General features: G+C 68.2%; 18 protein-coding genes. 13 read left to right on the top strand and 5 right to left on the bottom strand.

Annotation, left to right across the window (positions count from 1 at the left end):
- Positions 1–66 precede the first annotated feature (66 nt).
- From KRX52_RS04710 to KRX52_RS04720, 3 genes are all read left to right on the top strand, one after another.
- The gene (locus KRX52_RS04710; RefSeq protein ID WP_217680010.1) at positions 67–1,443 is read left to right on the top strand and encodes a DUF1329 domain-containing protein; all 1,377 of its coding nucleotides are present in this window, start codon (positions 67–69) and stop codon (positions 1,441–1,443) included.
- A gap of 89 nt (positions 1,444–1,532) precedes the next feature.
- Positions 1,533–2,324 (top strand): SDR family NAD(P)-dependent oxidoreductase, encoded by a 792-nt coding sequence (locus tag KRX52_RS04715; protein WP_217680011.1) that lies wholly within the window; start codon positions 1,533–1,535, stop codon positions 2,322–2,324.
- 86 nt (positions 2,325–2,410) lie between these two features.
- Positions 2,411–3,994 carry an amidase gene (locus KRX52_RS04720; RefSeq protein WP_217680012.1) on the top strand — a complete coding sequence of 528 codons (1,584 nt, stop codon included), beginning with the start codon at positions 2,411–2,413 and terminating at the stop codon, positions 3,992–3,994.
- Positions 3,995–4,212: 218 nt separating this feature from the next.
- Here the strand turns inward: KRX52_RS04720 and KRX52_RS04725 are convergent, their stop codons facing one another.
- Positions 4,213–4,812, bottom strand: a complete 600-nt coding sequence (locus tag KRX52_RS04725) for an FMN-dependent NADH-azoreductase (RefSeq protein WP_217680013.1) — start codon at positions 4,810–4,812, stop codon at positions 4,213–4,215.
- Between the two features lie 30 nt (positions 4,813–4,842).
- Here KRX52_RS04725 and KRX52_RS04730 point away from each other — a divergent pair, with 30 nt between their 5' ends.
- On the top strand, positions 4,843–5,844 hold the full coding sequence (locus tag KRX52_RS04730) for a LysR family transcriptional regulator (protein WP_254797401.1): 1,002 nt from the start codon (positions 4,843–4,845) through the stop codon (positions 5,842–5,844).
- Positions 5,845–5,909: 65 nt separating this feature from the next.
- Here KRX52_RS04730 and KRX52_RS04735 read toward each other — a convergent pair whose 3' ends face one another.
- From KRX52_RS04735 to KRX52_RS04750, 4 genes are all read right to left on the bottom strand, one after another.
- On the bottom strand, positions 5,910–6,347 hold the full coding sequence (locus tag KRX52_RS04735; protein ID WP_217680014.1) for a nuclear transport factor 2 family protein: 438 nt from the start codon (positions 6,345–6,347) through the stop codon (positions 5,910–5,912).
- A gap of 119 nt (positions 6,348–6,466) precedes the next feature.
- Positions 6,467–8,596 carry an oxidoreductase gene (locus tag KRX52_RS04740; RefSeq protein WP_217680015.1) on the bottom strand — a complete coding sequence of 710 codons (2,130 nt, stop codon included), beginning with the start codon at positions 8,594–8,596 and terminating at the stop codon, positions 6,467–6,469.
- A 53-nt stretch (positions 8,597–8,649) separates the two neighbouring features.
- On the bottom strand, positions 8,650–9,480 hold the full coding sequence (locus KRX52_RS04745) for an alpha/beta fold hydrolase (protein WP_217680016.1): 831 nt from the start codon (positions 9,478–9,480) through the stop codon (positions 8,650–8,652).
- 14 nt (positions 9,481–9,494) lie between these two features.
- Positions 9,495–10,835 carry a spinster family MFS transporter gene (locus KRX52_RS04750; protein WP_217680017.1) on the bottom strand — a complete coding sequence of 447 codons (1,341 nt, stop codon included), beginning with the start codon at positions 10,833–10,835 and terminating at the stop codon, positions 9,495–9,497.
- Positions 10,836–11,014: 179 nt separating this feature from the next.
- Between KRX52_RS04750 and KRX52_RS04755 the strand changes: the two genes are divergently transcribed.
- From KRX52_RS04755 to KRX52_RS04795, 9 genes are all read left to right on the top strand, one after another.
- Positions 11,015–11,752, top strand: coding sequence for an SDR family NAD(P)-dependent oxidoreductase (locus KRX52_RS04755; protein WP_217680018.1), 738 nt, complete (start codon positions 11,015–11,017; stop codon positions 11,750–11,752).
- 13 nt (positions 11,753–11,765) lie between these two features.
- Positions 11,766–12,539, top strand: a complete 774-nt coding sequence (locus KRX52_RS04760) for an SDR family NAD(P)-dependent oxidoreductase (RefSeq protein WP_217680019.1) — start codon at positions 11,766–11,768, stop codon at positions 12,537–12,539.
- 73 nt (positions 12,540–12,612) lie between these two features.
- Positions 12,613–13,245 (top strand): nuclear transport factor 2 family protein, encoded by a 633-nt coding sequence (locus KRX52_RS04765; protein ID WP_217680020.1) that lies wholly within the window; start codon positions 12,613–12,615, stop codon positions 13,243–13,245.
- Positions 13,246–13,255: 10 nt separating this feature from the next.
- The gene (locus tag KRX52_RS04770) at positions 13,256–14,329 is read left to right on the top strand and encodes an alkene reductase (RefSeq protein WP_217680021.1); all 1,074 of its coding nucleotides are present in this window, start codon (positions 13,256–13,258) and stop codon (positions 14,327–14,329) included.
- Between the two features lie 36 nt (positions 14,330–14,365).
- A complete protein-coding gene (locus KRX52_RS04775; RefSeq protein WP_217680022.1) occupies positions 14,366–16,225 on the top strand; it encodes a long-chain-acyl-CoA synthetase in 1,860 nt (619 codons plus the stop codon).
- Positions 16,218–17,303 carry an MBL fold metallo-hydrolase gene (locus KRX52_RS04780; protein ID WP_217680023.1) on the top strand — a complete coding sequence of 362 codons (1,086 nt, stop codon included), beginning with the start codon at positions 16,218–16,220 and terminating at the stop codon, positions 17,301–17,303. The genes KRX52_RS04775 and KRX52_RS04780 overlap by 8 nt, the downstream gene beginning before the upstream one ends.
- 71 nt (positions 17,304–17,374) lie before the next feature.
- Entirely contained in the window at positions 17,375–18,988 is a 1,614-nt protein-coding gene (locus tag KRX52_RS04785; protein ID WP_217680024.1) for a DUF1302 domain-containing protein, read from the top strand.
- 220 nt (positions 18,989–19,208) lie between these two features.
- Complete coding sequence (locus KRX52_RS04790; protein WP_217680025.1) at positions 19,209–20,420, top strand: thiolase family protein; 1,212 nt, start codon at positions 19,209–19,211, stop codon at positions 20,418–20,420.
- Positions 20,421–20,425: 5 nt separating this feature from the next.
- Entirely contained in the window at positions 20,426–21,364 is a 939-nt protein-coding gene (locus tag KRX52_RS04795) for a bifunctional OB-fold nucleic acid binding domain-containing protein/MaoC family dehydratase (protein ID WP_217680026.1), read from the top strand.
- Positions 21,365–21,580: the final 216 nt, after the last annotated feature.

A 21,580-nucleotide genomic window follows, 5' to 3' on the forward strand; every position in this document is an offset into this window, starting at 1 on the left:
AGGGCTCCATTGGGAAACATGGACTCCGGCACCAAAGCCGGACCACCCCATCGGAGACCAACAACAATGAACAGAAAAGGTGTTGCGCTAGCCATAGCGCTGGCGGTCAATGCAGGCCTGATCGCCAGCGCCCACGCCAAGGTAAGCCCCGAGGAAGCCGCCAAGCTCGGCAAGGAACTCACCTGCACCGGCGCCGAGCGTGCCGGCAATGCGGACGGCAGCATCCCCGAATTCACCGGCAAGTACCTGGGAGAGGTGCCCGGCTGGAACCACGTGCGCTTCTCCGGCGACAAGCCGGTCGATCCCTATGCCAGCGAGAAGCCGGTGCTGGTGATCACCGCGCAGAACATGGCGCAGTACGCCGAGCGCCTGAGCGAAGGGCAGAAGGCGCTGTTCAAGCGCTATCCGGAAACCTACAAGATCAACGTCTACCCGGGGCACCGCGATTTCCGCTATCCGGACTACGTCTGCGAGCGGGCGAAGAAGAACGCGCTGACCGCCGAGATCGAGAATGGCGGCATGGGCGTCAAGGGCCTCGGCCAGGTGCCGTTCCCGATTCCCAAGACCGCCATGGAAGTGCTGTGGAACCACCAGCTGCCGGTGCGCGCCCACACCGAGGACAACATCCGCGACATCGCCAGCGTGCTGCCCAACGGCAAGATCGCCTGGGGGCGCACCTGGCAGCGCAACCTGTCGCAGGCCAACGATCCGCAGGTCGCACCGGACACCGCCACCGGCATGCAGGCGATGAGCTGGAACACCACCCTCTCGCCGCAGCGTGAGAAGGGCACCATGAACATCGCCCACGAGCCCTACAACTACGAGACCAGCGACCGTCAGGCGTGGACCTACAACCCGGGTACCCGCCGCGTGCGCCAGTTGCCGGGCTATGGCTATGATCAGCCGATGATCGGCACCAACGGCACCATGATTATCGACGAGGACCGCCTGTTCAACGGCTCCCCCGATCGCTACCAGTGGAAGCTGCTCGGTAAGCGCGAAATGTACGTGCCCGCCAACACCTTCAAGGCCAACAGCGGCGAACTCAAGTACGCCGATATCCTGACCCCCAACCATCCCAACCCCGATGTCCTGCGCCACGAACTGCGCCGCGTCTGGGTGCTGGAGGCAACCATCAAGGAAGGCTTCCGTCACCTGTACAGCAAGCGCGTGATGTTCATTGACGAGGACACCTGGAACGCGGTGATGGCGGACAACTACGACGCCCGCGGCGAACTGTGGAAGTTCGCGTTCATCAACTACTACTACCACCCCGACATGAGCGCCTGGCAGGCCGGTTCGTCCTTCTACCACGACCTCAACTCCGGGCAGTACGTCGGCTACACCCTGACCAACGAGTCCAAGCGCGGGCCGATCCTCAACGAGGGCAAGTTCGTTCCGACCATGTACACGGCTGACGCCATTCGCGCTGAGGGCCGCTGAGGCCGGCGCCGGGATAGAGTCGCGCCGTTCGGCCGCTCGCCTTCGGGCGAGCGGCTTTTTTGTCGGGAATCGCCACGAAGGAGAAGCAGATGGGCAAGCTGCAGGACAGGGTCGCCATAGTTACCGGCGCCGGCATGGGCATCGGCCGCGGCATCGCCGGGGCGCTGGCCCGCGAAGGGGCCAGGGTGCTGGTGGCGGAAATCAATGAGCAGGCCGGAGCGGAGACGGTGGCCTGGCTGCGCGAAACCTGGGGCGTCGACGCCGCCCTCCAGTGCGTTGACGTGACCGACAAGCAACAGGTGCAGGCCATGGTCGCCGCTGCCGTCGAGCGCTTCGGCCGCCTGGACATCCTGATCAACAACGCCTGGCGCGGCTCCGGCTTCGCCCGGTTGGAGAATCTCGGTGACGAGCGCCTGCTCGGCGCCTTCAACATGGCGGTGATGGGGTCCTTCTGGGCCATGCAGGCGGCCCTGCCGGAGTTCAGGAAGCGCGGCGGCGGGCGCATTATCAACCTGTGCTCGCTCAACGGGGTCAACGCTCACCTCTATACCGCTGACTACAACGCGGCCAAGGAGGCCCTGCGCACCCTGACCCGCAGCGCCGCCCGCGAATGGGCCGCCGAGCAGATCTGCTGCAACGTGATCTGCCCCGGCGCGATCAGCGAGGCTTACCGCAAGTTCGCCAGCGCCAACCCGGACAACGCCGCGGCCATCGCCGCCGCCAACCCGATGGGCCGCGTCGGCGATCCGCTCGACGACATTGGCCCGGTAGCGGCCTTCCTGGCCAGCGACGATGCCCGCTATCTGACCGGCAACACCCTGTTCGTCGACGGCGGCGCGCATATCAATGGCGTGGCCTGGGCGCCGCAGCTGAAAGACTGAGCGCACAGCTCTGTAGGGGCGAATTCATTCGCCTGACAGGCCGCATGCGGCAACCGAGCGAACCACAACGATAAGAGGCGAAAATCATGGAAAAGGCGGATGGCCCGCAGGGGCAACAACAGATCGAGGCTGGCGACGGGCTGCAGCTGCAGCGCCGGCAGTTGCTCAAGGCCGGCGCAGTGCTGGCCGGTGCCAGCCTGTTGCCGCGCTTCGGCTTCGCCGCCAGCGGGCTTTCGCAAGGCGAGTACCTCGAGTTGGACGCCACGGCGATGGCCGAGCAGGTGCGCCGCGGCGCGATCAGTGCGGAGGAGCTGCTGGCCGCGGCGCTTGCGCGCTGCGATGCGGTCAATCCGAAGGTCAACGCAGTGATCATGCGTCACGACGACTATGCCCGGCGCCTGCTCGCCACACGCAGCGGCCAGGGCCTGGCCCGCGAGGGCGCCCTGGCCGGCGTACCCATGCTGCTCAAGGACCTCAACACCTACTTGGCCGGCACCCCGACCACCAATGGTTCGCGCTTCTTCAAGGATGGCCCGCCGGCGCAGCACAGCAGCACCCTGGCGGCGCGCTACGAGGCGGCCGGCGCGGTGACCTTCGGCAAGACCGCAGTGCCCGAGTTCGGCCTGACCACCACCACCGAATCGCTGCTCTGGGGACAGACCCGCAACCCCTGGAACCTGGCGCACAGCGTCGGCGGCTCCTCGGGCGGCGCGGCCGCGGCGGTGGCCGCCGGCATCATCCCCGCCGCGCATGCCACCGACGGCGGCGGCTCGATCCGCATTCCCGCCTCCTATTGCGGCGTTTTCGGTCTCAAGCCTAGCCGTTACCGCACGCCCAGCGGCCCCGGTCGCTTTGAGGGCTGGTTCGGTGCCAGCGCCGCCCACGCGGTGTCGCGCAGCGTGCGCGACTCGGCGCTGCTGCTCGACGTCGGCCAGGGCCACGAACCGGGCAGCCCCTACTGGCTGCCGCCGCTGGAGCGGCCCTTCGTCGACGAGGTCGGCCGCGATCCCGGCAAGCTGCGCGTAGCGCTGCTCGACCAGTCGCTGACCGGGGCGACCCTCGACGCCGACATCCGCCGGGTGCTCGACGAGACGGTCAAGCTGCTGCTGTCGCTCGGCCATGAGATCGAGCAGATCGCGCAGCCGGTGCAGCCGCAGCAGGTGTTCGGCGCCCACGGCAGCGTGATCGGCACGTCCCTGCTGACCGCCATCCGCGACCGCGAGCAGCTGCTCGGCCGCAGCGCCGGCGAAGACGACCTCGAACAGGTCACCCGCAAGGTGCTCGAGCGCGCCCAGGGCGTCACTGGCGAGGGACTCTTCCGCGCGCGGCGCTCGTTCGAGGAGGTCAGCCTGGCGATGGAGACGTTGTTCGAGCGCTTCGACGTGATCCTCTCGCCGGTCACCGCCACGCTCACCCCGCAGCTCGGCAAGCTGCGCCTCAGCCAGCCCTGGGAAGACTACGCCGCCGCCGCCACCGGCAGCGCCGCCTTCACCGTGGTTGCCAACGTCAGCGGCCAGCCGGCCATGTCGGTACCTTCCGGCTGGAGCGAGAGCGGCCTGCCGGTGGGCATGATGTACACCGCGCGGCTGGGCGGCGAGGGACTGCTGTATCGGCTGGCTGGCCAGCTGGAGCGCGAGCGGCCGTGGCAGGGGCGCAGGGCTGCCGTCTGAAGCGCTGAACGAGAGATGCGCAAACGACACGGGCCGGTGGCCTGAGAGGGGACATCGGCCCGTATCGTTATTGCCTACGGATTCGCCTTGCGCACAGCCCAGGATGATCCCGGCACCTATCCTCGCATCGGCAGGCCACTTGCGTTTGGAAATGCGGCGCAGCAACTCGGCTCGTTTGGATCCGGAACGCGTGATCGGTGTGACGGGGCGACCTGCGCTCAGGCGGTCAGTCTGACGATTTGTGCGTGGGCGTCGGCCAGTCCTTTCGCTTCACCGTGAGGCTTCGAGTCCAACCCTTCGGCATAGATGAAGTCCACCTCAGTAATGCCGATCAGGCCTAGCACGGCCCGCAGGTAAGGCGTGACCGCATCGCTGGGCTGGCCGACATGCACGCCACCGCGGGAGCTGAAGACCACTGCGCTCACGCCTTCGACCAGACCTACCGGATGGGTTTCGGTATACCGGAAGGTAACGTGGGCACGAGCTACCAGATCGAACCAGTTCTTCAGCTGCGTCGGCACGTTTAGGTTGTACATGGGCGCACCGATCAGCAGCACATCGCTTGCCTGGAGTTCGGCGATCAATTGATCGGACAGGGCCACCACGCGCTGGGCACGTTCGCTCATATCCTCGGCGCCCCTCAGTGCCTGGAATAGCTCGTGGTCGAGAACTGGGAGATCGAGGCTGGTCAAGTCGCGCACCACCACCTCATCGGCGCACCCCCTAGCCCTGCGTTCGGCCAGAAAACTGTCGATGAGTGCGTTGGTCTGGGAGTTGCTGCCCATGATGCTGGACTTGAGGACGAGAACCTGGGTCATCAATGCGCTCCTGGTGAATCTGTCGTTTGAATGCATAAAGCCTACCATCGCCTCTTTGTCCTCAGTGGCGATAGTATTTCCTATGATTGGTTCCTGATTGGATACAGATTCATGCGAGATACCCTGAACGGCATCGAGATCTTTGTCGCGGTCGCGGAATCCGGCAGCTTCGCGGAGGCAGCCGCCAGTTTGCACATCACCCGCTCCGCTGTAGGCAAGAGAGTCGCTCGTCTGGAGCAACGCCTGGGGGTACTACTGTTTCATCGCACCACGCGGAGCCTGAGCCTAACCGAAGAGGGGGGCCTGTTCCTTGAGCACTGCCTGCGGGCGATCGAGGAAATCCGTGCGGGAGAAGCGCTGCTGGAAAGCGGCAAATGGCAGGTGACCGGCCGCCTGCGGGTTTCCATGCCGGTGCTCTTTGGGCATTTGTGCATAGCGCCAATCCTGATCGAACTGGCGCAGCAGCATCCCGGGCTAACCCTGGAGATGTCCTTCAGCGACCGCATGGTGGACCTGGTCGAGGAAGGCTTCGACCTGGCTATCCGCAATGGCGCCTTGTCCGACACCCGCGACCTGGTGGCCCGTTGGTTGGGCGAGCACGATATGGCGTTCTGCGCTTCGCCGGCCTACCTGCAGCGCCACGGGGAGCCGAAAAGCATCGAGGAGCTGCATCAGCACGATGCGGTGGCGTATATGCGCCAAGGCCGGTTGCTCGACTGGCAGGTACGTGTCAACGGCCAGCTGCAGTCGATCAAGCCCAAGGCCCGCCTGCTGATGGACGACCTCCGTGCCGTGGCCGACGCCACGCTTGCCGATCACGGCATCGCCTGGTTGCCCTACTGGCTGGCTCGCGAGTACCTGTTGCGCGGCGAGTTGCAGGAAGTGCTGTCCGCGCAACCAAGCATGACCTTCCCGATCAACGCCCTGTGGCCACATACCCCCCACCTGCCGTTGAAAACAAGGGTCGCTGTGGATGCCCTGTTGGAAAAGCTCCCCGCGCGCATTGCGGTGATGGAGGCGCGGCCGGCGTGAGGTTGGGGGGACGAGCAATCGATGAAGGCGAGGGAGAGCCTTCCCGGTTGCTTTAGCCCCGTTGTTCAGTGCTTCACCGTGGTCAGATGCCGGCTCATATCCCCGACCAGATCCAGCCGATACGCCCGTTCAGTGAAGCACCACTCCCCATCGATACGCGCGAAGCGATCCAGGTAGCGGCCGCTGGCGATGGCCTGCAGCGGCAGTTGCTCGGTGGCCTGGAACACCGTGTAGCAGGAGCGGGCAGTCGCCGTGCCGGTGGCCTCGTCGATGTCGACGATGGGGTTGGAAATCAGGTGGCGGGTACGCGGGGTGCCGCAGGGATAGAGAATGATGATTCGTTGCCACAGGGCGAGCAGGCCGGTGTGGTCCAAGGTGCCGTTGCCGCCGGCCTCGATGCGCGCGTGACGGAACAGTTCGGCGGCCTCGTCGAGGCGTCCGGCGTCGATGGCTTCGGCGTAGCGGTAGAGCAGGTTGTGGATGGCGCGGGTCGCGTCGCTCATCGGCAGGTTTCCTGGGCAGGGCAAGCGCATGAGGCAGGTTCCCGGTCCGTAGGAGCGAACATTCATGCGATTGGTGAAGTGAAGAGGACGCTGTGGGAGGCCCCGCAGCGTCCTCTGGCTCAGACCGCGCAGCCGGCGCGCAGGCCCGAGGCCATGGCGCCTTCGATGTAGCCGATCTGCTCACAGTCGCCGATGCTGCTGACGGGCAGGCCGGCGGCGGCCAGCTCGCGGGCCAGGCTGTCGTCCGGTTCGGCGCCGATGGCGAGGACCACCGAGTCGGCCGCAACCTCTACGGTGACGCCCTCGGCGCTGACATAGCTGACCTTGTTGCGACCGATGGATTGGACCTCGACGCCGGTGAGCAGTTGCGCCTGGTGCTCCTGCAGGCCGTGCAGCACCCGCCAGCGGCGCACGATGGCCAGCTCGCGGCCGAGGCTCGGCCCGCTTTCCAGCACGCAGACCTCGCGGCCGCGCTCGATGAGGAACTCGGCCAGCTCCAGGCCGACCAGGCCGCCGCCGACGATCACCACGCGCTTGCCCAGCGGCATCCACACGTGGGAGAGCTTCTGCATGGCGGCGGTGCTGTCGGTGACGCCGACCAGGCTGCCGGCCTTCATCAGGGTGCGCTGGGTCAGCGACAGCTTGCGCTTGGCGATCTCCTCGGCGCGGTCGCCAGTGAGCAGGCGGCGCAGCTCGTCGCCGCTCCATACATGATTCTGCTCGGCGCCGGGGATGGCCGGCGCGGCGCGCCGTGCGCCGGTGGCGACCAGCACCGTCTCGGCGCCCAGCTCGCGCAGCAGTTGCGGGGTGGCCGGGCTGTTGTAGCGCACCTCGATCGGCAGGCTGCGCACCTGCTCCACCAGGTGGTCGAGCAGGCGGCCGTTCTCGGCGTAGGCGAGGGCGGCGAAGAACAGCGTGCCGCCGAGGCGGTCGCTGCGCTCCAGCAGGGTCACCCGATGGCCGCGCTGGGCGGCGACCCGCGCTGCCTCCATGCCGGCCGGGCCGCCGCCGACCACCACCACATGGCGCGGCGTGGCGGCCGGACTGATGACGATGTCCGCCTCATGGCCGGTGCGCGGGTTGACCGCGCACTTGACCCGCTGGTTGATGAAGATCTGGCTAACGCAGACGTAGCAGTAGATGCACGGGCGGACGTCCTGCGGGCGACCGGCGCTCAGCTTGTTGGGCAGCTCGGGGTCGGCCAGCAGCTTGCGGCCCATGGCGACGAAGTCGTACTGACCCTTGGCTATGCCCTGGTCGCCGACCTCGGGCTCGACGCGGCCGACGGCGATCACCGGGATGGCGATTTCCTTGCGGATCGCCGCCGCCCACTCCAGGTAGCCACCCGGCTGCTGGACCAGCGGTGCCTCGGTGAAGGCCACGCCCTCGGTGACCGCGGCGTAGGCGGACACGCTGACCGCGTCGGCGCCGGCGCCTTCGGCCATCACCGCCACGGTCTTGGCGTCCTCCAGGGTGATGCCGCCGGGGGTGCGCAGCTCGTAGGCGTCCAGGCGCAGCCACACCGGGAAGTCGGCGCCGACCCGCGCGCGCACCGCGGCGAGCACCTCCATCAGCAGGCGCGCGCGGTTCTCCAGCGGGCCGCCGTATTCGTCGTCGCGCTGGTTGTAATAGGCGGAGAGGAAGCCGGCGATGATGTAGTTGTGCGCGGCGTGGATCTCCACGCCGTCGAAGCCGGCACGCTGGGCGCGTTCGGCGGCGGCGGCGAACCACACGACCATCTGCGCGATGTCGGCCTTGTCCATCACGCGGATCTGCGCGCCGCCTTCGCGGCGCTTGCTGGAGCTGACGAAGGTGCTGAGTTCCTCGCGGGTCAGCGCCGCCATCATGTTGGTGTTGAGTGCCGGCGGGATCGACGGCACCCAGATTGGCCGGCCCTCGGCCATGTCGCGCACGGCGACCTTGCCGGCATGCTGCAGCTGCATGGCGACCTTGGCGCCGTGCTTGTGCACGCGGCTGGCCAGGGCGGTCAGGCCGGGCAGGAAGTCGTCGCTGGACACGCCGACCTGGTAGGGCTCGGCGGTGCCTTGCGGATAGGCGATGGAGCACACGCCCATGATCAACAGGCCGGCGCCGCCAGCGGCGCGCGCCTCGTAATAGGCCTGGATGCGTTCGCCGCAGTGGCCGTCGGCCTCGGCGAAGTTGGAGCCCATCGGCGCCATGACGATGCGGTTGCGCAGTTCGAGCGTGCCGATGCGCCCGGGAGCGAGCAGGTGGTTGAAGCTGGTCATGAAAATCGTCCCTTGCTGGCTGGTGGCGGCGGCGCCGCCCCCAACTTGATTGTTCAGGCTTCGGCGAGGAAGTCCAGGCAGCTGCGGTTGAACAGCTCGGTGTGCTCGACCTGCACCCAGTGGCCGCAGCGGTTGAGCAGCACGCAGCGCGCCTGCGGGGCGTTGTCGAGCAGCTTGAGCGCGCCGCCGACCGGGTTGAAGCGGTCGACCGTACCCCAGAAGGCCAGCACCGGGCAGGTCAGCTCGCCGAGGCGTTCGGTCATGTTGGCCACGCGCATGCCGGCGAACAGGCTGCGCGGCTGGGTGGCGGCCACCGCGGCGCGCTCGGCGAGCAGGGTGTCGTCGAGCAGCGCCGGGTCGAACAGTTGCAGGGTCATCACCTGGCGCATCTCTTCGACGCCCATCGGCCCCTTGCCGTACACCTCGACCATGCGCTGGATGCCTTCCATCTGGAAGTAGGTCTCGCGCTCCTCGAGGCCGCCGGGGGCCATGAGGATCAGCTTCTCGACGGTGGCCGGGTGGGCCAGCGCCTGGCCGAGGGCGATGGCGCCGCCCAGCGAGTTGCCGACCAGGGTGCAGCGCGCGATGCCGACGACGGCGAGGAAGGCGTTCAGCGCGGTGACGAAGAAGTCCAGGCAGTATTCGGTGTCCTCGGGCTTGTCCGAGCGACCGAAGCCGGGCAGGTCGAGGACGATGTTGCGGTAGCCGGCAGCGGCGAACACCGGGTAGTTGGCCTTGAAGTTGCTGTAGCCGCTGGCGCCCGGGCCGCTGCCGTGCAGCCAGAGCACCACCGGGCCCTGGCCCTCGTCAAGGTAGTGCAGGCGCAGGCCGTCGGGCAGGGTGGCGAAGTGGCCGAGGGGCAGCGGAAGGTCTTGTGCGGACATGGGTTATCTCCGGGTCAGGCGGTAGCAGGGGAGGCGCCGGGGGCGGCGTTCGGCAGCGCGGACTGGCCGCGCAGTTGCCGGCGATAGCGCGGCAGGGCCAGGGTCAGGAACAGCGCAGCCAGCACCAGCAGGGACATCGAGGCGGCCAGCGAGTAGCGCAGCGCCGCACTGCCGGCGATGGGGGTGAAGTAGTCGCTGAGCATGCCGGTGACCAGCGGGCCGAGGCCGACGCCGAGCAGGCCCATGCCCATCATGAAGATCGCCGTGGCCTGGGCCAGGCGGGTGGCCGGGAACAGGTGGCTGATCGCGCCCAGGCAGGGGGGCGCCCACCAGGTGCCGAAGAAGCCGAAGGGGATGTAGAACAGGAAGGCCATCGGCACGCCGATGCCGAAGGCGGTGAAGGCCACGCCCTGCGGCCACATGAAGCAGGCCAGGCCGAAGGGGATGCTGATCAGGGTGCCGAGCAGCGGCACGCCGATCTGCCAGCCGCAGTCGCGGCGCACCATGCGGTCGGTGAACCAGCCGCAGGTGAGGGTGCCGATGGCCGAGCAGGTGCCGCCGACCACGCCGACCAGGATGCCGGCCTCCTGCAGCGACAGGCCGTGGGAGCGGATCAGGAAGCTCGGCGCCCAGGTGCCGATGGCGTAGCCGGCGATGGCCGCGACCGCGCCGGTCAGCACGATCCAGACGAAGGCTGGAGTGGCCAGCAGGATGCCGAGGGTCTGCTGCCAGCTTTCCTGGGCTTGGGCCAGGCTGGCCGTCGTCGGTGCGGCGGGTTTGGGCGCACGTACCGTGGCCCACAGCAGCAGGCCGAGGAAGATGCCGGGGGCGCCGATCACCACGAAGGCGGTGCGCCAGCCGTAGTGATGGGCGATCCAGCCGCCGAGGCCGAGGCCGAAGACGGCGCCCAGGCTGGAGCCGAGCATCAGCACCGACAGGGCGGTGGAGCGCCGCTGGGGCGGGTAGAGGTCGGAGACCATCGCCATCGACGGCGCGGTGCCGCCGGCCTCGCCGATGGCTACGCCGATGCGCGCCAGCAGCAGGAACAGGAAGCTGCCGGCCAGGCCGCAGAGCATGGTCATCGCGCTCCAGGCGATGCACGCCAGGGCGATCACCGGCTTGCGGCCGATGCGGTCGGACAGCCGGCCGAGGGGGAAGCCGAACAGGGTGTAGAACACCGCGAAGGTCAGCCCGGAGAGCAGGCCGACCTGGGTATCGGAGATGGCGAACTCGGCCTTCACCGGCTCGATGAGGATCGCCATCAGCTGCCGGTCGATGTAGTTGAACACGTAGATGACGGTCAGCACCGCCAGGGCGTAGTGGCTACGCCAGGTGACACGCGCAGGTGAGTTCACGGGCAGGTCCTCTTGTTGTTCTTCTGTAGAAGTTGAGCAAGAGGCTCCGCTTTGCCCCCTGTCACGGGCATCGTCAAATCGGACGATGTTCTTCCCCCACCTGCCGCCAATCATGAGTCCCGTGGTCGCTGCGGGACTTTCCCCGCCGCGATGGAACATTCGCTTGCGGGAGAACGCACATGAAGCTGGTGAACAAGGTGGCCTTCGTCACCGGAGCGGGGCAGGGTATGGGGCGCGCGATGGTGCGCCGCTTCGCCGCAGAGGGCGCTGTGGTAGTGGCGGCGGACATCAACCTGGAGGCCGCGCGCGAGACCATCGAAGGGCTGGCCGGCGGCAGCGCCCTGGCGCTGGCCTGCAACGTGGCTGACAGCGCCTCGGTGGCCGCGGCCATGGCGGCCGTGGTCGAGCGCTTCGGCCGTCTCGACGTGCTGGTCAACAACGCCGGCATCGGCTCGGTCGACGCTTTCCTCGATACCCCCGACGAGAACTGGCTGCGTGTTATCGGCGTCAACCTCACCGGCGTGTTCCTGTGCAGCCGCGAGGCCGCGCGCCTGATGCACCAGCGCGGCGAGGGCGGGGTGATCGTCAACCTGTCGAGCACCGCCGCCATCTCCGGCGAGGGTCCGAGCCACTACTGCGCCGCCAAGGCCGGCGTGATGGGCCTGACCCGCAGCCTGGCCCGCGAACTGGCCGCCAGCCAGATCCGCGTCAACACCATCGTTCCCGGCCCGACCAATACCCCGATGATGGCCGGCATCCCCGACGACTGGATGCAGAGCATGGTCAAGGCCATCCCGCTCGGCCGCATGTGCGAGCCGGACGAGATCGCCAAGGTCGCCGCCTTCCTGGCCAGCGACGACGCCAGCTTCATCACCGGCCAGAACATCGCCGTCAACGGCGGCATGGCCTTCATCTGAGGAGGGGAGAACGATGACAGCACGTCTTGCAGGCAAGGTCGCCTTCATCACCGGCGGCAGCTCGGGCATCGGTGAGGCCACCGCCCACCGCTTCGCCGAGGAGGGCGCCATCGTGGTCATCTGCGGCCGGCGCGCCGAGCCACTGGAAGCAGTGGTCGCCGCCATCCGCGACAAGGGCGGCAATGCCGAATGCGTGGTCGCCGACGTCAGCGACGAGCAGAGCTTCGTCGCCGCCATCGAGGCGGCGGCCCAGCGCCACGGTCGCCTGGACATCCTGGTCAACAACGCCATGGCCTACAGCTGGGGCGCCATCACCGGCACCGACACCGCGACCTGGCACGGCAACTTCTCCACCACCGTGGACGGCACCTTCTGGGGCACCCGCACCGCGATGCGCCTGATGCAGCAGCAGGGCGGCGGCTCCATCGTCAACCTGGCGTCGATCTGCGGCCTGTTCGGCACCGCCTGGATGGCCGGCTACTCGGCGGCCAAGGCCGCGGTGATCAACTTCAGCCGCGCCGCCGCCTCCGAGGGCGCCGCCGCCAACATCCGCTGCAACGTGGTGATCCCCGGCGTGGTCGCCACCCCGGCCACCGCCGGCATGCTGGCCGACGACAAGGGCCGCGCCAACACCGAGAAGCTGATCCCGATGCGCCGGGTCGGCGAGCCGGTGGAGCTGGCCAACGCCATCCTGTTCCTGGCCTCCGACGAAGCCTCCTACGTCACCGGCGCCAGCCTGACCGTGGACGGCGGGCGCAGCTCGGACCTCTACACCGTACTCGAGTAACGCCACGCGCCACCCCCGCGCGCGGCGCCATCGCCCGCGCGGGGCCGAATCACCCGTAGCAAGGGCAATCCGAATGGACAACAACAATAGCCTGGCCGCGCGCCTGGACCGCCTCGAGTCCATCGAGGAAATCCGCCAGCTGGCCGGCAAGTATTCGCTGTCGCTGGACATGCGCGACCTCGACTCCCACGTCAACCTGTTTGCCCCGGACATCCGCGTCGGCCGCGACAAGGTCGGCCGCGCTCACCTCAAGAGCTGGCTCGACGACACCCTGCGCAACCAGTTCGACGGCACCTCGCACCACCTCGGCCAGCACATCATCGAGTTCGTCGACGCCGACCACGCCACCGGCGTGGTGTATTCGAAGAACGAGCACGAGACCGGCCCCGAGTGGGTGATCATGCAGATGCTCTATTGGGACGACTACCAGCGCATCGACGGGTGCTGGTACTTCCGCCGCCGCCTGCCCTGCTACTGGTACGCCACCGACCTGAACAAGCCGCCGATCGGCGAGCGCAAGATGCGCTGGCCCGGTCGCGAGCCCTATCACGGCACCTTCCACGACCTGTTCCCCTCCTGGACCGAGTTCTGGGCCGCGCGCCCGGACAAGGAAGTGCTGCCCGAAGTGGCCGAGCCGGCGCCGCTGGAAGGTTTCCTCGCCACCCTGCGCCGCGGTGCCGGCGCGCCCAAGATCCGCGTGCGCTGAGGAGCTGACCATGAATCCGCTGTTCCAACCCCTTCGCCTCGGCGACATCGAACTGGCCAACCGCGTGGTGATGGCGCCGATGACGCGCAGCCGCGCTGGCGCCGACGGCATGCCGACCCTCGACATGGTCGAGTACTACGCCCAGCGCGCCGGCGCCGGCCTGATCGTCGCCGAGGGCACCGCGCCCTCGGCCGCCGGCCTCGGCTACTGCCGCACCCCGGGCATCTACAGCGCCGCGCAGATCGCCGCCTGGCGCGGCGTCACCCAGGCGGTGCACGCCGCCGGTGGACGCATCGTCCTGCAGCTGATGCACGTCGGCCGGGTCTCCAGTCACCACAACAAGCCGGCCGGCGCGCCGATCGTGGCGCCCTCGGCGCTGCGCGCGCGCACCCAGCTGTACAGCGACGCCGCCGGCATGGTCGACACCGATGAGCCGCACGAGCTGAGCACCGCCGAGGTTCAGGACGTGATCGCCGAGTTCGCTCAGGCCGCGCGCAACGCCCGCGCCGCCGGCTTCGACGGCGTCGAGCTGCACTGCACCAGCGGCTACCTGCCGATGCAGTTCATGGCCGAGGGCAGCAACCGGCGCAGCGACCAGTACGGCGGCAGCGTGGAAAACCGCGTGCGCTTCCCCGCCGAGGTGCTCGCCGCCATGGCCGAGGCCATCGGCCCGGGCCGGGTCGGCCTGCGCATCTGCCCCGGCAACCCCTACAACGACAGCGAGGACTCAGATCCGGCCGCCACCGCGGCGGCGCTGCTCGACGCCATCGCCCCGCTGGGGCTGGCCTTCCTGCACGTGATGCGTTCGCCGGTCGCCGGCCTGGACGCCTTCGCCCTGGCCCGCGAGAAATTCCCCGGCGCGCTGATCCTCAACGACGGCTTCGACGGCCAGTCGGCGCGTCAGGCCATCGAGGCCGGGCAGGGCGAGGCGGTGTCCTTCGCCCGCCACTACATCGGCAACCCGGACCTCGCCGAGCGCCTGCGCGCCAACGCGCCGCTGGCCGGCTTCGACCGCGGCTCGCTGTACACCGCGGGACCGCGTGGCTACCTCGACTACCCGCGCTGGCCGGTGCCGGCGCAGTGAGCCGGGCGAGCCGCGAATCCATTCAGGGGAAACGACATGAACGATCGCATTGATGCGCAGACCATGGCCGCGCTGGACGCCGCCCCGGTGCCGCGCGAGGTCACCCAGGCGCGCCTCGACCGCCGCGCCGCGGCCAGCGCGCTGGTCAAGCCGCGCGACCTCTACACCATCGCCGACCGCCTCGAGCAGCAGGCACAACGCCTGGCCACGCAGACCATGCTGATCTACGGCGGCGAGCGCTACAGTTACGCCGAGGTGGACGCGCGCGCCAACCAGGTGGCGCACGCCGCCCTGGCCCGCGGCCTCAAGGCTGGCGATGTGTGCGCGCTGGCTATGGAGAACCGCCCGGAGTTCTTCTTCGCCTGGTTCGGCCTGGTCAAGCTCGGCGTGGTGGTGGCGCCGCTCAACACCCACGTCAGCGGCAAGCCGCTGGCCCACGCCCTGGAGAGCACCGGCGCGCGCGCCGTGCTGGCCGGCGAGGAGTGCCTGGCCAACTTCGCCGCCACCGAAGGCCTGCCCAATGTGCCGCTATGGCTGGTGCCGGACACCGAGAAGCCGGCCGCAGCCGAACTGCGCGCGCTGGCCGACGAAGGCTTCGCCGCCGAGGTGGCGAGCGCCTCGCGCCAGGCGCCGCCGCGCAGCCTGCGCGAAGGCATCACCGCCGAGACGCCGAGCCTGCTGATCTTCACCTCCGGCACCACGGGCCTGCCCAAGGCGGCGCGCTACAGCCATATGCGCTGGATGAGCTCGGGCGACGTGATGGTGGAGACCCTCGAGGCCACCCCGGACGACGTCTTCTACTGCTGCCTGCCGCTCTATCACGGTGCTGCCGCCACCTCGGTGACCTCCACCGCGCTCAAGGCCGGCGCCGCCATCGTGCTGCGCCGGCGCTTCAGCGTGCGCGAGTTCTGGAACGACGTGCGCAACAACGGCATCACCATCTGCCAGTACATCGGTGAAATCTGCCGCTACCTGCTCAACCTGCCCGAGGACCAGCGCGACCGCGAGCACAGTCTGCGCGCCATGCTGGGCGCCGGCCTGTCGCCGGAGTCCTGGCAGCGCTGGGTCGAGCGCTTCGGCGCGGTGCAGATCTTCGAGGGCTGGGGCTCGACCGAGGCCAACACCAACCTGATCAACCTCGACAACCGCATCGGTTCCTGCGGCCGCGTGCCCTACTGGGAGAAGACCAACTTCCGCCTGGTGCGCTTCGACGTGGAGAGCGAGTCGCACCCGCGTGACGCCAACGGCTTCTACCTGCTGTGCCAGCCGGGCGAGGTGGGCGAGGCCATCGGCTATATCGTTGACCACCCGGACATCGGCGGCGGCCGTTTCGAGGGCTACACCTCGGCCGAGGCCACCGAGAAGAAGATCCTCCGCGACGTGTTCCAGAAGGGCGACGCCTACTGGAGCTCGGGCGACCTGCTGCGCTACGACGAGGACGGCTACTTCTACTTCGTCGACCGCATCGGCGACACCTTCCGCTGGAAGAGCGAGAACGTCTCGACCCTGGAGGTGGCCGACGCCCTGGCCGACTATCCGGGCCTGGAGCTGATCAACATCTACGGCGTGCAGGTGCCGGGCCAGGAGGGCCGCGCCGGCATGGCCGCGGTGCTGATGCAGGACGGTCAGCAGTTCGATGCGGACAGCTTCTACGCGCTGACCGAGCAACGCCTGCCGCGCTACGCCGCGCCGGTGTTCGTGCGCGTGTCGCCAGCCGCCGACCTGACCAGCACCTTCAAGCTGCGCAAGGTCGATCTGCAGCGCCAGGGCTACGACCCGACGGCGTTCGACGACCCGCTGTATGTGCGCGACGATGCCTCCGGCACCTACCGACCGTACTCGGCCGAAGCGCTGGCATCCATCGGCCTGGCGCCGTTCGGTGCCTCCCATGGCTGATCTCGACCACAACGGCCACGAGCTCAAGGCCGGCCTGCGCTTCCCCTGGGTGGCGCCGCCGGCCGCCGGGCAGACGCTGGAGGTGGCGCCCGGTGTGCTGTGGCTGCGCATGCCGCTGCCGTTCGGCCTCGACCATATCAACCTCTACCTGCTGCGCCACGGCGATGGCTGGGTGGCGGTGGACAGTGGCCTGTGCACCGAGCAGAGCCGCGCGGTGTGGGAGGAGGTGCTGGGCGGCGTGCTGGAGGGCCGTCCGCTGCTGGCGCTGGTCTGCACCCACTTCCACTACGACCACAGCGGGCTGCTCGGCTGGCTGGCCGAGCGCTTCCGCTGCCCGGTGTACATGACCCACGCCGAGTACCAGGCGATCCACGTCGCGCCGCCGCGCAGCGACGAGCCGGACTGGGCTTTCCACCAGTTCTACCGCCAGGCCGGGCTGAGCGAAGAGGATTCGACCGCCTTCCTGCCGATGATCCGCCAGGAGCATTTCCGGCCGACGCCGCCGCTCGCCTTCCGCCGCCTGAAGGAGGGCGGCGTGCTGTCCATCGGCGGGCGGCGCTGGCAGGTGGTTATCGGCCGCGGTCACTCGCCCGAGCACGCCTGCCTGTACTGCGCTGAGGACGGTCTGCTGATCTCCGGCGATCAGGTGCTGCCGCGTATCACCCCGACGGTCGGTGTCGGCGTGACCGAGCCGGACGGCGATCCCTTGCGCGACTGGCTGGAGTCCATCGAGCGCCTTGGCGAGCTGCCCGACAGCGTGCTGGTGCTACCGGCCCATGAGCGGCCGTTCCACGGCCTGCACACGCGCCTGGGGCAGCTGCGCGAGCACCACCGCCGGCACCTCGACCTGGCGCTGGAGCGCTGCGCGCAGCCGTGCACGGCGGCCGAGCTGATGGTCGAGCTGTTCCCGCGCCTGAAGAGTCGCTTCGACGAGCTGATGGCCATCGGCGAGACGCTGGCCCACATCAACTACCTGATCACCGAGAGATTGCTGGTGCGCGAGGAGCAGGCGGGCGTGCACCGCTACCGACGCGCCCGGCCCGAAGACATGCTCGGCGAGCTTTCTAGTCCTTTTTGACGACGAACATTCGCAGGCACCGCCCGGAAACTCGATGCGGCCGGTTGGCCTTCATTAGGAGAAAAAGCAGCATGCACAATAACAACAATCTTCGTTGCAAGAGTCTGGTAGCCCAGCGCTTCCCGCTCCTCGGCCTGGCCGCCGCGGTGGCCATGGCCAGCGGCGCCGCCCATGCTGGCGAGACCATCGAGTTCGACAACGGCGCGACCCTCGACTGGACGCTCACCACCAGCTACGGCATGGGCGTGCGCATGGAGGATCAGGACAAGGCGCTGATTGACGGCCCGCTGACCCTCAACATGGACGACGGCGACCGCAACTTCGACAAGGGCAGCCTGGTGACCAACCGCCTCGGCGCGCTGGCCGAGTTGATCCTGCGCAAGGACAACTATGGCGCGGTACTGCGTGCCAGCACCTTCTACGACGACGTCTACCACAACTCCAACGACAACGACGCCCCCGGGCGGGTCAACAAGACCGGCGAGTTCGACGAGTTCACCAACGATGCGCGGCGCTTCAGTGGTGGGCGCAGCCGCATTCTCGATGCCTACGTGTTCAGCGGCTGGCGTACCGAGGGTGGGCAGAGCATCGACGTCAAGGCGGGCGAGCATGTGGTGTCCTGGGGCGAGAGCCTGATCTTCCCAGGTGTGTCCGGTGCCCAGTCGCCGGTCGACGTGGTCAAGGCCTCGCTGCCGGGCATCGAGGCCAAGGAAGTGCTGCTCCCCATTGGCCAGGTGTCCGGCCAGTGGAGCCTCAACGAGTCGTTCAGCCTGGGCGCCTACGTGCAGTACGAGTGGGCAGGCAACGAGCTGGCGCCGGCGGGCAGCTACATGTCGACCAGCGACGTCACCGGTCCGGGCCGCGAGATGCTGCTTGCCGGCCCGATGAGGATTCCCTACCTGGATACCAACGAACCGCGCGACAGCGGCCAGTGGGGCGTGCAGATGCGCTACCGGCCGACCGCAGATCTCGAGCTGTCGCTGTTTCGCATCAACTACCACGACCGCAACCCGTCCGGGGTTGGCATCCTCCCCGGCATCACCAACCCGCGAATCCCGCGGGGCTACGAGGTCAACTACTTCGAGGATATCCACCTCACCGGCGTGAGCTTCTCCACCAAGATCGGCGACACCCAGGTCGGCGGCGAGTGGTCGTACCGCGATGGCGCTCCGGTGAACGTACTCACCAACAAGGCGCGTGGGACTTTCGCACCGACCACGGGTCAGGGCCAGCAGATGCAGCTGTCGTTCATGCGCATCCTCGGCGACCGCCCGTGGGCCAGCCAGACCACCTTCATGGGCGAGGTGGTGCATGTGCGGGTCGACGACGTCGACAACCTCAACGGTGCCGACGACTACAGCTTCAAGACCACCTCGGCGTGGAAGAGCAAGACCGCCACCGCCTACTCGCTGGTCGGCGTGTTCAACTACCCCGGCGTGTTCACCGGCTGGGATCTGGACGTGCCGGTGCGCTTCTCCCACGTCGTCGAAGGCGCCACGCCGATGTCCGGCACCATCTCCGGCGCCCAGGGCGACCGCCGCATGACCGTCGGCACCACCTTCAAGTACATGGGCAACCTGGAAGTGGCACTGGCCTACAACGCCTTCCTCGGCGAGGCCGACCCGATCCGCCGCCAGTTGGCCGACCGGGACTATGCCACCCTGTCCGCCAAATACTCGTTCTGACCAGGCTGCGCCGGGCGGCATCTGCTGCCCGGCCTGTCCGATCAGGGCAATTGCATGACTGGCTTGCGAACTGTAGGGGCGAATTCATTCGCCAGAATGCCCCACCAAGGCGAATGAATTCGCCCCTGCAGGGGACCGGTCTACTCGATTTGAACGATTCGCGCCGGGCGCGACTGCGGCATAGTGGCTGCAGTCACGTCCTACGCCAGTGGAGACAACCATGGGACTCAAAGGCAACGCCGCTATCGTCGGGGCGGCCCAGTACAAACCGGAGAAGTACGCCACCGCGCCGCGCATGTTCCATCTGGAGCAGGTGGCCGACCTGGCCGCGCGCGCCCTGGCTGACGCCGGGCTGCGCGCCGAGGATCTCGACGGCCTGGTGATCAACGGCCCGCAGTTCCACGAGGCCTCGGTGTTCGTCCCGGCGATGGCCGCCGAATACCTGGGCATGAAGCTCAACTTCGCCGAGGTGGTCGACCTCGGCGGCTGTACTTCGGTGGCCATGGTCTGGCGCGCCGCCGCCGCCATCGAGCTGGGCCTGTGCCAGGCGGTGCTCTGCGTGCTGCCGGCGCGCATGGCGCCCTTCGGCCCCGACGAGGACCCGAGCTGGATGGCGCGCGCCATGCGTTTCGGCGGCCACAGCACCGCCTTCGGTGCGCCCGAGGCGGAGTTCGACCTGCCCTATGGGCACATGGGCCAGAACACCGGCTACGCGATGATCGCCCAGCGCTACGCCGCCCAATATGGCTACGACGCTGCGGCGATGGCGAAGATCGCCGTCGATCAGCGCTTCAACGCCCAGTTCAACCCCGAGGCGATGTTCTACGGCCAGCCACTCACCGTGGAGCAGGTGCTGGCCAGCAAGAAGGTCGCCGACCCGCTGCATGTGCTGGAGATCGTCATGCCGGTCGCTGGCGGCGCGGCGCTGATCGTCGCCTCCAAGGAGGTCGCCGCCCGTGCGCGCAACCGCGGCGCGGTGGTCACCGGCTTTGGCGAGCACCTGTCCTTCAAGTCGCCGACCTATGCCGAGGAGATGACCCGCACCCCGATCGGTCCGGCCTCCGAGCGTGCCTTTGCCATGGCCGGGCTCAAGCCGTCCGACATGCACGCGGCGCAGATCTACGACTGCTACACCATCACCGTGCTGCTGACCCTGGAGGACGCCGGCTTCGTGCCCAAGGGCGAGGGCATGCGCTTCGTGCGCGACAACGACCTGACCTGGCGCGGCAACTTCCCGATGAACACCCACGGCGGCCAGCTCAGCTTCGGCCAGGCCGGCTCGGCCGGCGGCATGTCGCAGGTGGTCGAGGCCTTCCACCAGATCGCCGGCCGCGCCGGCGACCGCCAGCTGTCACGCTGCGACAACGTCTACGTCTCCGGTACCGGCGGCGTGATGAGCGAGCAGGGCGCACTGATTCTTCAGGGAGCATGAGCCAGATGTCGACCAACAAACCGATGCCCGTGCCGACGGAAATTTCGGCGCCGTTCTGGGCAGGCCTGAAAGAGCAGCGCCTGACCATCCCGCAGTGCCAGGCCTGCGGCCGCTGGATCTTCTACCCGCGCCGCCACTGCGACCGCTGCTACTCCCACGACCTCAAGTGGCAGGACGTTTCCGGCAGCGGCACGCTGTACAGCTTCACCGTGGCGCGCATCCCCACCCTGCCGGACTTCGCCGACGAGGCGCCGCAGAAGCTCGCCGTGGTCGAGCTGGATGAGGGCGTGCGGATCAACACCACCCTGGTCGGCCTTGAGGAAAGCGAGATCAAGGTCGGCATGCGCCTCAAGCCGGTGTTCGACACCGTCAACGCCGAGGGCGACACCCTGCTGCGCTTTACCGGCCTCGACAAGCAGGTGGCTCCGCGCCGCTTCGACGAGCCGGAGGTGGTGGAGCAAGCTGAGGAACAGGCGCCGCGCCGGCAGATCCGCGTCGACGATGCCGAAGCGCTGCACGCGCTGGTCAGCGAGCAGTTCACCGCCTGGAGCAACCAGTTCGTCGTTGATCAGGCGCTGATCGACGAATTCGCCAAGCTGTCCGGCGACGACTACTGGATCCACATCGACCCGGAGCGCGCCCGCAAGCAAGGCCCGTTCGGCGGCACCATCGCCCATGGTGCGCTGGTCCAGGTGCTGATGTCGCGGCTCAAGGTGCCGTTCGACTACGAGATCGTCGGCTTCACCAACATGGTCAACTACGGCTCCGACCGCCTGCGCTTCCCCAGCCCGGTGCCGGCCGGTTCGCGCATCCACGCTCGCGGCCGGGTCAAGGCCGTGGAGATCGGCAAGCGCGGCACCCAGCTGACCCTGGAGCTGAACATCCACGTGGTCGGCAGCGAGCGCCCGGCGGTGATCAACGATCTGGTCGTGCTGTACATGTAACGAATGGAATACTGAAGTGTCACCCTTTAGCCGCTCCCGCATTTGCGATGAGCGGTTTTTTTTGTCCGCAACAAGCTCACTGTACAGCTCGATCAGGCCGGCGAAGATGTGAGCGGCCACCAGAAGAGGGCTGGCGGTTGTACTGGCTGTCGGTAAGGGCGCGTGTGCCCAAGCGCTTCGAGCGGCCCTCCGCCGGGTGGCGTCCCGCGGGGACGC

Origin of the sequence: Geopseudomonas aromaticivorans, assembly GCF_019097855.1 — a bacterium.
GTDB lineage: Bacteria > Pseudomonadota > Gammaproteobacteria > Pseudomonadales > Pseudomonadaceae > Geopseudomonas > Geopseudomonas aromaticivorans.

Excerpts from the sequence above, each read along its gene's own strand:
- KRX52_RS04710 (WP_217680010.1), top strand. The coding sequence starts at position 67 with ATGAACAGAAAAGGTGTTGCGCTAGCCATAGCGCTGGCGGTCAATGCA.
- KRX52_RS04715 (WP_217680011.1), top strand. The coding sequence starts at position 1,533 with ATGGGCAAGCTGCAGGACAGGGTCGCCATAGTTACCGGCGCCGGCATG.
- KRX52_RS04720 (WP_217680012.1), top strand. The coding sequence starts at position 2,411 with ATGGAAAAGGCGGATGGCCCGCAGGGGCAACAACAGATCGAGGCTGGC.
- KRX52_RS04725 (WP_217680013.1), bottom strand. The coding sequence starts at position 4,812 with ATGACCCAGGTTCTCGTCCTCAAGTCCAGCATCATGGGCAGCAACTCC.
- KRX52_RS04730 (WP_254797401.1), top strand. The coding sequence starts at position 4,843 with ATGCATAAAGCCTACCATCGCCTCTTTGTCCTCAGTGGCGATAGTATT.
- KRX52_RS04735 (WP_217680014.1), bottom strand. The coding sequence starts at position 6,347 with ATGAGCGACGCGACCCGCGCCATCCACAACCTGCTCTACCGCTACGCC.
- KRX52_RS04740 (WP_217680015.1), bottom strand. The coding sequence starts at position 8,596 with ATGACCAGCTTCAACCACCTGCTCGCTCCCGGGCGCATCGGCACGCTC.
- KRX52_RS04745 (WP_217680016.1), bottom strand. The coding sequence starts at position 9,480 with ATGTCCGCACAAGACCTTCCGCTGCCCCTCGGCCACTTCGCCACCCTG.
- KRX52_RS04755 (WP_217680018.1), top strand. The coding sequence starts at position 11,015 with ATGAAGCTGGTGAACAAGGTGGCCTTCGTCACCGGAGCGGGGCAGGGT.
- KRX52_RS04760 (WP_217680019.1), top strand. The coding sequence starts at position 11,766 with ATGACAGCACGTCTTGCAGGCAAGGTCGCCTTCATCACCGGCGGCAGC.
- KRX52_RS04765 (WP_217680020.1), top strand. The coding sequence starts at position 12,613 with ATGGACAACAACAATAGCCTGGCCGCGCGCCTGGACCGCCTCGAGTCC.
- KRX52_RS04770 (WP_217680021.1), top strand. The coding sequence starts at position 13,256 with ATGAATCCGCTGTTCCAACCCCTTCGCCTCGGCGACATCGAACTGGCC.
- KRX52_RS04775 (WP_217680022.1), top strand. The coding sequence starts at position 14,366 with ATGAACGATCGCATTGATGCGCAGACCATGGCCGCGCTGGACGCCGCC.
- KRX52_RS04780 (WP_217680023.1), top strand. The coding sequence starts at position 16,218 with ATGGCTGATCTCGACCACAACGGCCACGAGCTCAAGGCCGGCCTGCGC.
- KRX52_RS04785 (WP_217680024.1), top strand. The coding sequence starts at position 17,375 with ATGCACAATAACAACAATCTTCGTTGCAAGAGTCTGGTAGCCCAGCGC.
- KRX52_RS04790 (WP_217680025.1), top strand. The coding sequence starts at position 19,209 with ATGGGACTCAAAGGCAACGCCGCTATCGTCGGGGCGGCCCAGTACAAA.
- KRX52_RS04795 (WP_217680026.1), top strand. The coding sequence starts at position 20,426 with ATGTCGACCAACAAACCGATGCCCGTGCCGACGGAAATTTCGGCGCCG.